12 protein-coding genes are annotated in these 15,931 nt (G+C 54.1%); 6 read left to right on the top strand and 6 right to left on the bottom strand.

The window, feature by feature from the left end; translation table 11 throughout:
* Positions 1 to 96: 96 nt before the first annotated feature.
* The 3 genes from H5P30_RS12950 to H5P30_RS12940 all read right to left on the bottom strand — a co-directional run bounded on the left by H5P30_RS12950 (position 97) and on the right by H5P30_RS12940 (position 4,133).
* Positions 97 to 957: a 3'(2'),5'-bisphosphate nucleotidase CysQ family protein gene (locus H5P30_RS12950; protein ID WP_185693350.1), complete on the bottom strand. Its 861-nt coding sequence runs from the start codon at positions 955 to 957 to the stop codon at positions 97 to 99.
* Positions 954 to 1,949: a phosphotransferase gene (locus H5P30_RS12945; RefSeq protein WP_185693349.1), complete on the bottom strand. Its 996-nt coding sequence runs from the start codon at positions 1,947 to 1,949 to the stop codon at positions 954 to 956. Before H5P30_RS12945 ends, H5P30_RS12950 begins: the two co-directional genes overlap by 4 nt.
* 300 nt (positions 1,950 to 2,249) lie before the next feature.
* Complete coding sequence (locus H5P30_RS12940) at positions 2,250 to 4,133, bottom strand: FAD-dependent oxidoreductase (RefSeq protein WP_185693348.1); 1,884 nt, start codon at positions 4,131 to 4,133, stop codon at positions 2,250 to 2,252.
* Between the two features lie 97 nt (positions 4,134 to 4,230).
* Here H5P30_RS12940 and H5P30_RS12935 point away from each other — a divergent pair, with 97 nt between their 5' ends.
* On the top strand, positions 4,231 to 5,112 hold the full coding sequence (locus H5P30_RS12935) for a helix-turn-helix transcriptional regulator (RefSeq protein WP_185693347.1): 882 nt from the start codon (positions 4,231 to 4,233) through the stop codon (positions 5,110 to 5,112).
* A gap of 55 nt (positions 5,113 to 5,167) precedes the next feature.
* On the opposite strand, the gene H5P30_RS12930 is transcribed toward H5P30_RS12935, so the two are convergent.
* From H5P30_RS12930 to H5P30_RS12920, 3 genes are all read right to left on the bottom strand, one after another.
* Positions 5,168 to 5,908, bottom strand: a complete 741-nt coding sequence (locus H5P30_RS12930) for a type II secretion system protein (RefSeq protein WP_185693346.1) — start codon at positions 5,906 to 5,908, stop codon at positions 5,168 to 5,170.
* A gap of 43 nt (positions 5,909 to 5,951) precedes the next feature.
* Positions 5,952 to 6,860 carry a hypothetical protein gene (locus tag H5P30_RS12925; protein WP_185693345.1) on the bottom strand — a complete coding sequence of 303 codons (909 nt, stop codon included), beginning with the start codon at positions 6,858 to 6,860 and terminating at the stop codon, positions 5,952 to 5,954.
* A 188-nt stretch (positions 6,861 to 7,048) separates the two neighbouring features.
* The gene (locus H5P30_RS12920) at positions 7,049 to 8,122 is read right to left on the bottom strand and encodes a hypothetical protein (RefSeq protein WP_185693344.1); all 1,074 of its coding nucleotides are present in this window, start codon (positions 8,120 to 8,122) and stop codon (positions 7,049 to 7,051) included.
* Between the two features lie 121 nt (positions 8,123 to 8,243).
* Between H5P30_RS12920 and H5P30_RS12915 the strand changes: the two genes are divergently transcribed.
* The 5 genes from H5P30_RS12915 to H5P30_RS12895 all read left to right on the top strand — a co-directional run bounded on the left by H5P30_RS12915 (position 8,244) and on the right by H5P30_RS12895 (position 15,676).
* Complete coding sequence (locus H5P30_RS12915) at positions 8,244 to 9,380, top strand: GntR family transcriptional regulator (RefSeq protein WP_185693343.1); 1,137 nt, start codon at positions 8,244 to 8,246, stop codon at positions 9,378 to 9,380.
* Positions 9,381 to 9,524: 144 nt separating this feature from the next.
* The gene (locus H5P30_RS12910) at positions 9,525 to 11,612 is read left to right on the top strand and encodes an alpha-galactosidase (protein WP_185693342.1); all 2,088 of its coding nucleotides are present in this window, start codon (positions 9,525 to 9,527) and stop codon (positions 11,610 to 11,612) included.
* 24 nt (positions 11,613 to 11,636) lie between these two features.
* On the top strand, positions 11,637 to 13,400 hold the full coding sequence (locus tag H5P30_RS12905; protein WP_185693341.1) for a right-handed parallel beta-helix repeat-containing protein: 1,764 nt from the start codon (positions 11,637 to 11,639) through the stop codon (positions 13,398 to 13,400).
* 156 nt (positions 13,401 to 13,556) lie between these two features.
* On the top strand, positions 13,557 to 14,927 hold the full coding sequence (locus H5P30_RS12900) for a sulfatase-like hydrolase/transferase (protein WP_185693340.1): 1,371 nt from the start codon (positions 13,557 to 13,559) through the stop codon (positions 14,925 to 14,927).
* 470 nt (positions 14,928 to 15,397) lie between these two features.
* The gene (locus tag H5P30_RS12895) at positions 15,398 to 15,676 is read left to right on the top strand and encodes a substrate-binding domain-containing protein (RefSeq protein WP_185693339.1); all 279 of its coding nucleotides are present in this window, start codon (positions 15,398 to 15,400) and stop codon (positions 15,674 to 15,676) included.
* The last annotated feature ends 255 nt before the right edge of the window (positions 15,677 to 15,931 follow it).

The following is a 15,931-nucleotide window of genomic DNA, read 5'->3' as shown; positions in this document are numbered from 1 at the left end:
GCCTGTCCGTAGAAATGGCTATCGCCATTCCGCTACAAGGTTTACCACGAAGGCAACGGATCTCTCTTGATCAAAATATCCGCCAGGCGCCAAAAGTTAACTCGGCGATTTCGCGTCCGTTCCAAACCAGACGCCACAATGATTCATAAAAGTTGAATCTGGCGAGTTCAGGAGTAAAGGCTCCCCGGCGAAATCCGTAGCCACGGCACCAGCCTCACGAAACAAGCAGGCCGTCGCCGCAAAATCCCAGATTGAGCCCCCACCCGCCTGCGCTTTAGGCTTTTTGAAGTACACCGCAGGAGGATTTTGTAAGACGGCACATGCGTTCATTACCGCACCACCACTGATGATACAGTGGGCTCCCGAGTAGCCGAGCGCACGAGCCAAACGGTCCCATTCCTGAAAGCGGGCTTCTTTTTCCGGGAAATCGGCAAGTCCGCAGTCGCAATAGATATTCAACGGCTGGTCACCCCGGTTGGCGATCGGATCGACTCGAAAGCGATCCCCGTTGATCGTCATTCCCTGTCCCTGAACGGAACGGTAGAGACATTTCTCGACCGGATCATAGACTACACCGATAACGGCCTCCCCCGCCCGGCTCACCAAGGCGATCGCGACCGCATATCCGGGAAGCCCACGAGTGAAAGGTAAGGTGCCGTCCAGGGGATCAATACACCAGAAGTAGTCCTTTTCCAGTCGACTGCCATCGTCCGCCTCCTCCTCAGCCAAAAGAGCGAGATCATAGCGGCGAAAACTCGACTCCAAGCGATCCAGAATGAATGCCTGACTCTTCTCGTCGACCTCGGTCACGACCTGGGATGCGAGACTGTCGCCGCCAGCTTTTTGCTGTACGGTAAAATCCCCCACATCATAGCCAGCGATCAAGGCACCCGCCCCTTCCGCAGCTTCACAGGCAAGATTGGCTAACTCTGAGAGTTGTTGAGAGCTCAACCTCATTTAGTGGTTCCCTTCTTCCATGCGGCCACCACCGAACGAGCGAGTCGTTCGCTATAGCTGTGAATCTTCCAATGGCCCGGACTCCAGCCTTTGAGAAAACGATGAAAATCAGTCCAAGCGACGGGATACAACGCCCGCCAATCGGACTCCAACGCGTCGGGGTCGACTCCTTTGCCGTTTGCAAGCACCGCTTCGCGCAGGCTTTGAAAGTAGAAATCCAAGAGGCTCTCTTCCGCGGCATCACATTCCTCCTCACGGAGACAACTCCCAATGAAATAGGCGACGTCCTTCATCCCGCATCCACCCCCAACGTACTGAAAATCGACGGCCGCCACTGCACTTCCCGTTTCGGAAAAGCAAAAATTCGCCAACTTCGCATCGCCGTGCACCCAGGTCTGAAAGGGGCTCGCTTTAAGCCGTGTATCAATCGCCTCGGCAGCCGCATGAAGCTCGGCATCTTCCTCGGCCAATACCTTCAATTCGTCGGGTCGGGTTTCCAGATGCCAGTAGGTGCCACTGGACCACAAGCCCGATGGCTTTTCCCCGAGAAACTGAGCATGGAAGTGCGCGAGCCAGTGGAGACAAGCCTTCCGTTCTCCTTCGGACACAGAGGCCCTCCGACCGGGAAAGCCCGAGGCATCCAGATCTTCCAGAACCATCACCACCTCATCCCCGTCTTTCACGACCGCCCAACAATGCGGCACCCGGCAATTTTCGCGACATCGGTTGGCGAAGTCCCGATACCAAGTCGTTTCTACTTCATAGGAATGCAGCTTCCGCCGATGCGAAATATCCGTATTCCAACCCCGTGGATGAGTCGCATCGCTCGGGGGCGAAACGTGCTTCACGATCACCGAAGGCACCTTTGCGCCCTCGACTCGATAACGCACAATCGAACCATAGCCGCTCCAGAGCGTTTGCAGGACACTGGATTCCTCTACCCGGACTGCTCCAGTGGCGTGCTGGACGATGGACTCGATGGATTGCTGCATTTCCGCAGCAGACTGATGCACGGGCGGACGATGTCAAAAGTCGAGTCCTGAGACCGGGCACTTTGTGACTGTCCGCCTTTGCCAAAGACTGGATCCGCTCCAACGTGCGAGAGCTGGAAGCTCGCGCTACTTTGAAGATTCCTCACTTTTCCGGCTCGACACCCAGGCCAAACAATTTCTCCGTACCGCACATCCCGCAGGCGCGGTTCGGGAGGCTGCTCCTTCACGAATTACGAAAAGGGGTTCGATTGATTTTCACTATCCGAAATTCCTGAGAAAGACTCGGCCTGCCCAGTGTTCCTACGCCCCCACCCGTGAAGTGCCACGACCTTTGTTTTCCAGCCCGTGGTCGGGTTCGGCCAAATCTGCAGCCGGAAGCGCACCCACGACCTCGGTCCAGCGTTTGCCGGTCTCATGCGTTTTCGTCAAAGGCATAGGCGTGGAAGACGCTTCCAGACTATAGAGACGTAGTTCAGGATCCCCCCAGGAAGAATCTCCTGTCCAGCGGATTCCGACTACTTTTTGCCCCACTGGAAGAACCCAAAGGCGACGGGCGTTATCCTGAATCCGATGGAGCTCGGTCCAGTCGTCCTCGGAGGTCTTCACCGAAATGCTAAACTCGCGAACCATCGTCTCCGGGACTTGCATGGGCTTATCCTTCAATCCGTAGCGGCAGAGCATCCGTTTGTCGTTACGGAGGTCACTGTCGAAGACCAAACGCAGGCATTCGATCTCCTGCGGGGCCTCCCACTGCATCTCCACGGAAGCACCAAAGGGACCCGTCCAAGCGTGGACTTCTTTGTCCGGCTCTCTCTCATGCCCGTCGAGAAGCACCGCAGGATCTTGCCCGCTCGAAGCCGATAGCTTGGCCGCCTTCATCAAAGGCGAAACTTCACGGGTGCGGCCTGGTAGCCAACAATCATCCTCCATGAGTTGAGACTGCAACCGATCGACTTTGCTCGCACTCACTTCGGCCGGAAGACAACCGTCCTCCACACAAATTGCGGCCGCCGTGCCGACCGCCTGACCGAGAATCGAACAGGTTGCCATCACCCGAGTGGAGGAAAGGGCCGCATGCGTCGCCGAAATGTTTCGCCCTGCACAGAGCAAGTTGGGGATGGATTTCGAATACAAACAGCGAAACGGAATACCGTAGGGAGAGGGAGCTGGATGAAAGATCGTCGCCTTGCCCGGATAGTAGATACCCGCCGGGTGATGGTCATCCATACTCCACCCGCCGTACCCGACGATGTCATCAAACTGCCCCTCGGATTCCACGTCCATCTGGGTCAGGACGTGAGGTCCCACATACCGGCGATTCTCCCGCTTGCCGGGCAGAGAGCCCAACCAACCGAGACGCCAGTTTTTCAGCTTTTCGGCCTGCGGACCCCGGTTCTTCATGTAGTCCCAGACGCCCCACGCAGCCTTGACCAACTCCTCATAGATCACCTCAGAATCGCGAATCGTGTCCTGAAGGCCCCCGATCTCCAACCACCAGAAGTTGTGCCCGAAACCACTCCCGACGCGTGAGGGAAGGTTCGACTCGTCGTCAAAAACATAAGCCCATTCCGGAGGGGTAAACTCCTGAGGCTCATTCGTTTCTTCCAGCTGCAGAAGAATGGTGTTCCCCATGGTCTTCAAATCCGACTTCAGGGGCGCGATCGGCTCGCCCGTTTCCTCACGGGACTCCCGACCCCAGCGTACCTCTGCACCGGTGAGTGGCGCCAAAATCGAGTCCCCCGAGCAATCGATGAAAATGTCGGCCTTCACCGAATGCCAGGTTTGGGTCGTGAGCTGCCATGCGTTGACACCGGTAATGCGGTCGCCGTCCATGGTCACGTCGTTGCAACTGCAGTTCAAAAGCGTCGTCAATCCCGGGGTCATCTTGGCGAACTCGAAAAGAACACTGTCCCAAACGGAGTAGTTGCCTTTCGGGTTGCGCGATAGATTCAGGAGCTGAATTTCTTCCAGAATCCCAGTCTCCTTCCGATCATGCCCATGCGCTCCGCAGATCCACATTCGGACTTCCGACGAGGCGTTGCCTCCGAGAACCGGACGATCATGGATTAAGACAACCTGCGCTCCACGACGGGCTGCGGCCACGGCGGCGATGAGACCGGTCATACCGCCACCTACGACGCAGACATCGGCTTTGTGTTCTTCGGAAAAAAGTTTGGAATTCATGCCATCTAGGTTCGAGAAAACGAAGTGGGAATCAATTCGACACACTATCAAGAATTTCACATTTTATATCAATATCTCACTCTAGCACTTTTCCCGAATGGACTCCCCTGGCTTTCCCGAATTCCGACTCGATCAATGGACGAGCATGCGTATCCAGCTCTTATGGGCCTACCGGAAACGCCTCGATATACCCGACTCACCCACAAGCCAAACCTATCACTTTCAAACCGCCGCTCTCGTCCTCAAAGGCATGGCCGAGGTCGATCAGGGCAAGTCGCGTCGGGTCCAGGCGCAAGCGGGCGAGTGGTTGATCTTCAAGCAAGGGAAACGCTGGCAACGGTTCACTTCGGACTGCGAACTCCTCTCCATCGGTTTCCGTTTCCAGCTCCCGACCGGAGAAGCCCTCTACGATGAGGGACTGCCCTTAGCCTTCCCGGCGAAATCCCATCCACAGCTCGAGAAGGAAGCGCGCCAAGTCCTCCGGTTGACGGAGAAGCACATCGGCTCCGGCTTTCTACTCTCCAACCAGGTAATCGACATGCGGGACTACCTTCTCTCGCAGAACGCCCTCCGAACCTTTCTCATCGAACTGGCGGGCATTCTTCATGAGCACGGAGTCCGCCCGCAGACGATGAATCAGGAGCACCCCCAAGTGATGCGGGCCCTGGAGATCATCAACACCGCAATGACCCGCGATCTCGGAAAAGGCGTCTCCGCCCGCAGCATCGCCCAAGAAGTAGCCGTCAGCCCGAACCATCTCGATCGCCTCATGGTCGCCGAAACGGGCCGCACAATCTTCCAGCACATCGACACCCGACGCCTCCGCACGGCCCAAGACGCCCTCCTCGCGGATCAAGACAGTATAAAAGCCATTGCTTACGCCCTCGGATTCTCCTCGCCGGCCCACTTCAACAGCTGGTTTAAAAAACGCACCGACACGACCCCACTGCAATTCAGGAAGCAGGGATCACTGGCGTAACCCCCGAGAACGGGAATTTCAAGTGCTGCCAGAACAACCTCGGCAAGTTACCGACTCAAGGCCATCCCTTGCCATTGCTCCCTGCGGGATCGAAGAAAACCGAATTCGCCCCCAAGCTCGCCTCTTCCAACATCTCGTCGAGTGTCCGCACTTCCAAATGACCGTCGACAAAGACACAATAATACTCGCCTGGGATGCGGGTCAATTGATCCACGAAGATTTCGTCTTTGTAATAGTTATGGTTAACTCGCATTCCCCCTTTCGAGAACTCATCGCCATACTTCGAGGAAATGCCCGTGGTCAGGGCCATCAAACGGGCGGGGAACTCAATTGTATTCGCTCTCCGATTGGTCACTCCCGTCGGAATATCTCCTTCTCCCGACATACCATTGATCGCGATATTTCGAATAGGACGCTCACTTCCCGACGTTTTCAGACTAGTATCCAAAGGGTCGTGGAAAACGGAATTTTCGATCACCTTGGCACTATACCAATTCTGTGGACTGATCGAGCCTTCCCCCAAATAAGGGGCAACGGCAGCCTGCCATGAATTGTCTCCCGGAGTATTCACATGCCCTGCAGCGCCGGGAAAAACACCTTTATTCTCGGCAACATAAGACATCAATCCCATATGCACGTTGCGCATATGGGACGAGAGCTGAGTCGTGCGAGCCGATTGAAGAACCTTACCCACTCCCACATAAATCAACCCTGCGAGAATCGCGATCACAGCCAACACTGCGAGCAACTCGATCAACGTAAAACCTGAATGACGTCTGGATTGGATTCCCAACATGGAATGTCGCATCTGGTATATGTCTGCCTACCTCTCCGACAATTCAGTCGACGGGCATCAATTCTTCGAACCGCGCCATTCGGTTACTTAAGTCCTCAGGACTCCCCCACTCGGGGAAATGTTTTGGCAGCTTTTCCACTCCTGCACTGCAATCAACGAGGACCACGGAATCGGTTTCTTCTGGTAAGTCCCCCCCAGGATTCCCGAAAGAAACTACGGCCTCCAAACGATGACGACTTCCCTTCAACAGAAAGCCTGCATTCCGATTTTGATGATTCAACAGGTCCCGGTAGCCGGTCCGAGCGTTATTGATATCCACAACGCCCGCCGACTGCGATCCATTGAACGCCACTTCAGACAGTTCGACGACAACCTCGCTTTCACCATGCGAGCTAATCCCTTGATCTCCATTAAACAATGCTCGAACTCGCACCAATTTAAACCCAATACAGCGATTGTGAAAGTTGAACCCGTCATTCCCCGCAAAGGCCACGGTTAGATCGCGAATGATCACGTGCTTTCCTCCGGACCCATGAACAACCGGGTCCAGATCGCGTCCAACCAGAACAATCGAAGAATTCTCGGGTGATAGGCCTTTCGGAAACCTGACGACCATCTTCCCAGCTTCATCGTAACGAAGAGAACCGCCGTGCCAAGCCGGCTTGCCAAGCCCTTTCGGATGCTCAGCCCAGACAGGCAACCCGTCGATAAAAAGAGGCGAGGTCGTATAATGGCGTTGATGCGGCGGCACCTCTTGCTCCAATCGATATTCCTCGCCAATTTTAGTCCAAGGACCGTTCGACACATTACGACCGAGATGAACGACGGCACCATTCCCCTCGATGATTAACGGGTGGGTTTCCGTACCTCCCGAACGTATATTGATTTTTTCCCGGAAAATTTCGTTCGGCATGAGGTGAACCGTCCCTCCAGCCCCATCTACTTCGGTCATGGCCCTTTGAATGGTTCGAAACGGTTGCTGTTCGCTCCCCGGAAACGAATCGTCTCCGACACTCGAACTGACATAGAAATCCCCGGCAACCGCAACGGACCCCATTATAAACCATAAAATCCAAACAGCCTCTCGCTTCTTCGGCATAAGCATCCCGCGCTTCATCGATTCCAAAAATCGGAGATGCACTATCGATGGGACCGTTCGGACTTCGCTCTTCGCAAAGAGAAAGATCGACGTAAACCCGTCATCATGAGCACCATTCCCCCGAAAATGAAAGAGATCTGCGAGCTTTCCGGAATACTTGTCACCATTACCTGATAATCGTATAGACCCGGATCATATTCGTTGAGTCGAAAGGATGCCGTTTGCCCCGGCTCCAACCCGATCACATCGAATTCGTGCTCGGGTGCCGACGAGAGATTGCGAAAGAGTGAATACCAATTGTCTTCGGAGAAGCCAGCGATTGGGTTCAAATCCAACGAGGCCCCTTCTTCGACAACCAACCAATCCAAACTGTAGGCTTCCGTCGTAGCCAGACCCGTCGCACGGACATATTCGATCAGGTCACCTCCCGTCCCGACATCCATCACCAGTGTCCCCTGCGATCCGATCGTCAGTGTCGGCTGGCGACCGGCCGTGGCGGAAGAAACGTAGCTCACCGTCTGCCCGACTCCCTCATGGAAAGCCATTGTCCCTTCCGAGATGCTTATCGAAGACGAACGGTTGTCATTGTCTCCCCATGCAATTCCGATGGAATCGCCCTGAAAGTCGAAGGTTCCCCCTCCGATCTTATCGATCTCGCGAGCATTCCCTCCGGTACTCGTAAAAGATTGAGTGGTCACCAGTCTCTTTCCCAGGCCGATGTCGTAAGTCATACTCAAACTGGACTGACGCAAGCGATTCGATCCCGTAAGCATTACCGTGGAGTAACCACCTCCACTCGCCAATGTGATGTTGTTCACAACCGAATCGTTCGGTGCGTTGAAGGTCAAATCAGCCTGAGCGGCCGAAGTGACCGACAAATCGCCGAAGTACATGTAAGAACGCGGGCTAGACCCGCTGATCCCCACGGTTAAAGGCGATTCTCCGAAGTCACCGAACTGTGAAATATCCGAATTTCCATTCGGCACTCCCGAAGGACTCCAGTTTGCAGTATTGTTCCAATTCGTGTCGGCGGCTCCTGTCCAAAGATATGACTCTGCGGTCAGTTGCCCTCCCGCGAAGAAGAAAAAGCAGAGTGCAAGAGATAAATTTTTCATAGGGCTATCAGGGTGTTGAGGTTGAGTCCGATTCGGACCGGTTCAGATAATTACTACTCTCTTCTTCTAGAGTTTTTATTCGATTGTCAAGAGAATCTATATTCTTACGATACTTATTCGTATGAAAGAGCCTTCCCGCACCAAGTACCGCCAGATAGCGCAGCAACTGCTCACCGAGATTCGCGAAACGAAAGGTCCGGGCGACAAGCTCCCCACCGAATTGCAACTGGCGGAGCGTTTCAACGTTCACTTCATGACCATTCGCGAGGCGTTGAAGGTGCTACAGGAAGGTGGGGTGATCCAGCGCCAACGCGCCGTCGGTACAACCGTGCTGAATCCCCTCGGAGGCAACTGGGTCGGCATCATCTGCGAAATGAACGTTTTCTCCCCGACCAGCCACAGTCTTTTCCATCGAAGCGTGATCTACCATCTTCGCAAATATTTACGGGAAAACAGAATTCCCTCCCGTGTCTCGATCGGAGAATCCGAACCGGGCTCCGTTCCGGACAGCAACCTGACCTCACTCGACTTCATCGCCGACATCGAAGCCAATCGGCTGGCCGGGGTGATCGCCCTGTCCGTAAGTTCCGACGACCAGTGGATTCATAAGCTCCAGAAACAAGGCATCCCGGTGATCGGTTCCAATCACAAGTTTCACTACAGCGTCGCCACCGACGACGCCTCGGATACCCAGCGAGCCGTGCGCACCTTGCTCGATTTCGGACGTCGCAGAATCGCCTACATGGGTTGGGTAGAATCCACCGAGAAGGGCGTCCTACCCCCTCACCTCGATCAACTAGTCCGGTGCTATCCGGAGAATCTTCGCCGCGAATGGATCAAGCACGACATCCACCCGGAAACTCCACGGGCGGGATCGACGGAATTCCGCGAAATCTGGACTTCGGGGAATGAGAAGCCCGACGCCCTCATCGTCAACGACGAACATATGATGCCCGATCTGGAGCGTTCGCTCACCGAGCTGGGAATTTCCTCTCCCGAGGATATTCTAATCATTCGCCACCGCACCCGCGGGAATACGACCCCCTGCAGCGTGCCTTCCATCATCATGGAAACGGATCCCCAGATTTTCGCCTTCCGCATGTCCGATATGTTCTCACGACTATACTCGGGGGTTGAGCTGATCAACAATCGTGAAAGCACCCGGCGGACTTTCATCGACGACGAGATCCGTCGTCACCCTGCAATTCGGTCCTTCGACCCGGGAACTTCCACGCTGGGATCGACCATTCCGTCCTAGCTCGGAGCTTCCGTAGGAAGTGCGGCATTCCGCAATTCTCAAGAAAATTTAAATAAAAACTTGCACTCACGCAGCTCCCCCGCTCAAAACTCTAGATCTTTACAACTTTCCACCCATCTAAATCTATATTTAATACGCACCCCGATGCAGACCGAGACCCTCCCTACTCTCTCCACAACCCCGAGAACCGGAGAATCTTTACCAGATACGGTGCTGGGTCGGTTTTCGGAGGCAGGCATTTCGGCGAATTGCGGGCCAGATGGTTTTGGATTTGAAGGCTACAGCCTTTCTCTCACCACCGAGAGTGGAGAATGGACCATTCCTCACTGGACGATGGCCCCATCGCATCAGCGAGGAACGGCCCGGAATGACATGGCCCTTCAAATTGCTCTCGATTGGGTGAAACTGGGGAAAAACGGCCAGTATCGCATCGATTTATCGATCCTCAACGAGGGATCATTTCCTCGATTGCTGAAAGGAATCAAATTCGGCCAGTTCGGAGACCAAGCCAGATTTCGTCAAGGCCCGGGTCACGTTCTCGGGTGGGGGATGCGTTATGCCCACACCGGCAACCTCCGCACCGAACGCTACCCGTTCTGCGCCGCTGACTACCCTTATCTACGTCAGCTCCCTCCCGAAAAACGAATTCTCGGAGACACCGAGGACCAGCCCTTTCCCGCCCTCTTTCTCGGCAATGCCATTTCGAAGGAGTATCTCGTCTTTGCCTTTACCCGACAGGAGCGGGCCGTTCCCGTCTTCGAATTCCAACGGCGGAATCATTTTTCCGAGGCTGTGTTCGAAACCTTTGAGATTCGTTGGCATTTTCCACAGTCGGGCGGCTACACCCTCAAGCCCGGCGAAACCTTCACCCCCGAATCACTCTATATTCAAATCGGGAAGGATCGCGAGGTAGACTCCGCTTTCGAAGATTACCTCGACTACATCGCCGAAATCACTCCCGGAAAAGATACCGAGAATCCGGTATTTACCAACGCGCTCCACTGCACCTGGAACTATGGGGTATTCGATGACCAGAAAGAGGAGACTCTAATCGACACGGCCCGCTTTATCGCAAAGAACCTCCCGGAGATTCGCTTTTTTCTCATCGACGACGGCTACCTTGAGCATGAGGAAAAGTCGACACGGGTTCATCTTAATCGATTCTATCCGGACCCAGAAAACGCTAGAGTCTGCCCGGACAGCTGGCCAACGGGAATACGGGGATTTACCGATAAGCTCCGCAATCTCGGGCTTCGTCCGGGCCTTTGGTGGACGCCCATGATCCAACTCCCCTGCCGCTTGCACGACGATCACCCCGAGTGGTTTCTCCGCAAAGCCAACGGAAAACTTTTTCTCATCGGAGAGAAGCTTGCCTACCTCGACTACTCCCACCCGGAGGCCCTCGCGTTTCTTGATCGCACCCTCGCTCATATCCAGGGAGAGTGGGGAATCGACGCCGTTAAGATTGATTTTTGGAGCCAAAATTTCGAAACAAACCAAGCTCGACTCCAAAACTCCGATTGTTCCGGAATCGATTTACGACGCAAATTTTTTGAGACCGTTCGCAAGCATCTCCCCAAAGATGGAGTCGTCATGAGCTGCATTGCAATGGGAATGGGAAATCCCTTTCTCTCCGAATTCGTCGATACCTACCGCTGCTCGATGGATATCCACGAAGGATACTGGGAAGACCAAGTCAACAACTGCAATTGGATGCTTCCCATCCTGGGATTTGGCGGACGACGAACCGGAATCCTCCTGAACACAGATAGCATCGGCTTTAATCCTAAGATTCCCGAAAACGAAACCAACTTTCGCCTCACCTGGGCCTACATTACGATGGGCCTGATCGAAACCGGCGGGCGACTCGAAGATTTGAGCCCTGAAGATCTCAGCGCCCTCCGGAAACTCCTGCGGCGATGCGACCGGGGCTACCCCACCCGCTGCCCGGACCTCCGCGCCTACTCCGGGGACCCTCATCCAGAATCCCTCTACGTAACTTTTCCGCCCGGAAGTCCCACCGCTCAAAGCGGCATTCGGCAATCCATCGCCTTCTTCAACTGGCACGATCATCCTCGGGCCATATCGATTGACCTCCGGGCAATCGGACAAAACGAACCTGTCATCGCAAAGGACTTCTGGAACGGAGCCACCGAAACTTGGAACCCAAATTTCATCACGGTCAAACTGGACCCTCACTGCGCCCGGCTCTTCGACATCTACAAACAATAAATACCTTGTATCGACCCCTCCCCTATGAAAATCCGACTATTCCTAGCAAAACTAATAATGTTCTTTGCCTGCAGCTACTCAACCACAGCGGCGTCTCCCGTCGAAACGCAAATTTTTGATCTCCAGGCGGCTATCAATGAAGCGATTAAGGAGAAAGAAAGAGTGCTGGAACTACCCGAAGGTCGTTTACTGGTAGAACCCATAGAAATCTCCGAAGCCAGCCACCTAACGATACGTGGAGAAAACACGGAATTGGTTTTTACTTCCTATACCAACAGCCTGATCAAAGTAACTCGCTCCAGCCATGTGACGCTCGAAGGCTTCACGATCGACTGCAACCCTCTGCCTTTCACTCAAGGAGTAGTCACCAGCATCAGCGAAGACCATCGAACCCTAGAGTATAAGGTTCTCGACGGGTATCCTGAATTGGATGACACCATCAAGCCCGGACGCCATGGTGTTTTCGTTTACGATCCGAAAACTCTATTTTGGAGATCAAATGTCCCCGATCTTTATCTGGAAAGCAGCGAGGTACTGAGTCCAAAGAAGGGAAAATTTCGCATCAGCACGCCAAATCTTCCCGGTTACCAGAACATCGAGATTGGAGACTATCTAGCATTCAAACATTTCATTGGCGCAGGTATCGGGGTTCACGACAGCGAACGAATCGACCTCAAAGACCTTACTGTGTACACCTGTCCCGGGGCTGGTATGATTTACCGGCGAGGCGTTGGCGCTCCTCATATCACCAATTGCACGATCAAACCGGGTCCGCCTCCACAAGGAGCCATAGTTCCACGTTTGCTAAGCACTACAGCGGACGGCTTCAATATCGCCTACACCCGCCAAGGACCGATTATGGAAGATTGCGACTTTTCCTACATGGGTGATGATGCAATCAATCTGCACGGAACTATCGTGAACGTGGGCTTCAAAGAAAGCGAAACGGTATACTGGACCTCATCGAAGTTCTGGCCCGAATATAGCATCTCACTGCAAGCGGGCGATATTGCCCAATTCATGCAAAGAGATTCCTACCAGATTCTGGCTGAAGTCCCCATCAAATCGGCAAAACGCGAAACGCCTCCCGAATCGGTGGATTTCTCCATCAGAAAGCAGTTGGGTCTGGATGACGACCAAAAGCTCTACTGCGTCCGGATTGAACTCGAGGATCCTGTCGAAGCTCAGGCAGGGGACCACCTTGGATTCCCCTCGGTAGCCAGCCCCGACTTTGTGTTTCGCAGCAACTACTTCCACGACCACCGCGCGCGCGGTCTCCGTATCGGCGCCTCGCATGGGTTGATTGAAAACAATACCTTCGAACGAATTAAACAAACGGGGATCTCCCTGGGGCCCCATGCGATTCACCACGAAGGCAATTGGGTTCAGGATATTACCGTCAGGGGGAATACATTCAAAAACATTGGTTTCGACGACCGAGTCTTCGAATCCGGGAGTTACCAGGGAGGAGCCATTGTGGTTCAGCACTTTCTTCCGAATAAGAATGTCGAGTACAGTCAAGGGAATCGAAATATTACCATCGAAAATAATACGATCTGGAACACTGGAGCCGCCGGCATTCTTGCAATCTCTGCCGACGAACTCATCATTCGCAGCAATCTCATCGGTCAAACCCAACAGTTGAATACGAAAGGTGTAGGATCTCGAATGAGGCTCCAATGCAACGGGGCAATATCCCTCAATCACTGCACAAATGTAGTCCTCGAGGACAATCGATTCGGCCCTTTCGGCCCCTTCTGCAAAAACGAGGTGGTGAGGAATCCGTAAGCCTAACACGTCAAAAGGGGATTTAATGGCCGATTTGACTGGCGCAAGATCTTCCCCGACTCTACGCTCTTTCAATCCCCAGGTCGGACGGGACAATCTTATCCCAGCAGTAAGAACTGCCGACCACGCGATTACCTAATCCCTGACAAAGAAATCATGCAACCAAACATCATTGTCTTTTTCACGGACCAACAGCGTTGGGACACCCTCGGACTGAACGGAAACAAATCCGGACTCACCCCGAACTTTGATCGACTCGCCCGACAGGGAACCTTTTTCAAGCAAGCCGTCACTCCACAACCCGTCTGCGGCCCCGCCCGCAGTTGCATACAAACTGGCCAATACGCAACGACCAGTGGAGTCTGGCGTAATGGTCTTGGCTTGAAAGAGGAATCTCCGAAGCTCGCCGAACTTCTCGCAGACGGAGGTTATCGCACCGGATATATCGGGAAGTGGCATCTTTCTCCCTCCAAAGACGAGGGTCCCGTTCCTCTTGAGTCTCGGGCCGGATACCAAGATTGGCTCGCCGCCAACGCCACAGAGATCATCAGCGGGCCCTACTCAGCCCGCCTCTGGGATGTCAACGACCAGGAGGTACAACTCCCGGGCTACCGCGTCGATGCCCAAACCGACGCCATGATCCGCTACCTCTACGACCGCGCCTCGGAACCGAAAGAATCCCGAAAGCCATTCCTGCTATTTAATTCGTACATCGAACCCCATCACCAGAACACAAACGACTCCTATCCGGCCCCCCGAGGCTACGAGGAACAGTATCGAGACGCTCCACTGCCGCCCGACCTAAGATCCCTCGGAGGCACCGGCGCACAACATTGGCCGGGATATTGTGGCATGATCAAACGCTTGGACGAAGCACTCGGACGCACGATGGACGCCCTGATCTCCGAGGGGTTGGACAAAAATACGATCGTTGTTTTCATCAGCGACCACGGAAATCACTTCAAAACGAGAAATAACGAATACAAACGAACGGCACATGAATCCTCCGTCCGTGTCCCTTTCGCCATATGGGGCCCCGGATGGGACGGAGGCGGTGAACGAAACGAAGCAGTAAGTCTTGTCGACTTAATGCCAACCCTTCTTGACTCCGCTGGAGTTCAAATCCCAGGCGATGTTCAAGGGCGATCCCTACTCCCGCTATCGAGGAACGCAACCAAAGGCTGGCCCGAGGAAAGCTTCATCCAGTTCGGAGACAATTCCCTCCCGCCGGGAAGGGCCATCCGAACGAATCGCTGGAAGTACGTCGTCACCTCTGCCCTCGAATTCAAATCAAAAGGTGCCGCCCCTGTTTACACCGAATCCCATCTTTTCGACCTGGAATGCGACCCCTATGAACTCGACAACCTCGTTCACCTCGAGTCTCACTCGGCCATTCGCGAGGATCTTCGCCGACGTCTCATTACTAGAATGACGGAAATCGGAGAACCGTCGGCAGAAATCAAATTCGCGCCATCCAGCAATTCCGGTCAGCGGACCGCGTCTTATCCCAATACGGATACGCAATAGCCCGACCGGCCGTAATCCCCTCTCGGTCTGGATTTCCGACGACGACCTCAAGACCTGGTCCTACCAACGCGACCTCTGCACCTTCCCCGGCGCCCTCTCCTATCCCGATGGTGAAATCGAGGAAACCGACGAAGGCATCTTCCTCCACTTCGCCTTCGACTACAATCGGCACGATGCGATCTATATGAAGGTGGAATTGCCGGGATAGGCTCTCATGCCTTGGGAATAAAAGCCTTTAACTTCAAGTTGCGGTTCGACGCTGTGGCTTGAATCGCTAGAACCCGTTGACGTGCAGCCGGTGACTCGAATCAAACTGCAAGGGCATCCGACTCAGTAAAGCTTGCCGCCAGGATCGGCTTATCTGTCAGCCCACTATTGTCGTAGGCAATATAAACAGTGCCATCGGGTGACTTGGTTCCATCCGGAAAAGAGACTTTCGAAGGTCCCCCCAAAAAAAGCAAGCGGCTCTCTTGGCGTACAAATGGTTTCGCAAAAACGGCTACCGCCTTCCCGAAGACATATCCATCATCGGCGTCGGAGACTCTGAGAAGGCCTACTATGCCTATCCGGAACTTTCCACAATTCGCCAACCGCGTATTTCCTCGGGTACGGAAGCCGTACGGATGCTCGAAAAACTTCTAGAGCGCCCCAACAGCCAATCAGAAAATATCACTTTGCAGTCAGAATGGGTTTGCCGCGATTCAGTGACCGCCTGCACAACGCAACCTAAGGCTGAGAATCGGACATAGTTCTCTGCACGATGGGAGAGTCATTGGCTCCCTCTAGCCATCAGCAACTTATGACCGATTTCCAAGCTGTTGCCCGACAAGATTCCATGCGGCTCGAACGAAACTAAACGCCGCTGGAAAATTCAAAACACGAGCAATCCCGGTCAAAGTCGAAATGAACGTAGCTACGACTCCCAATGTTCGTAGCTTTCGAAATCGAATTAGCATGAAAAAAAACTCCACCCCGACGATTTGCCCTTCGAGCGACGGAAATCA

Source organism: Puniceicoccus vermicola (assembly GCF_014230055.1).
Lineage (GTDB): Bacteria > Verrucomicrobiota > Verrucomicrobiia > Opitutales > Puniceicoccaceae > Puniceicoccus > Puniceicoccus vermicola.
This window is presented reverse-complemented; position numbering and strand designations above follow the sequence as displayed.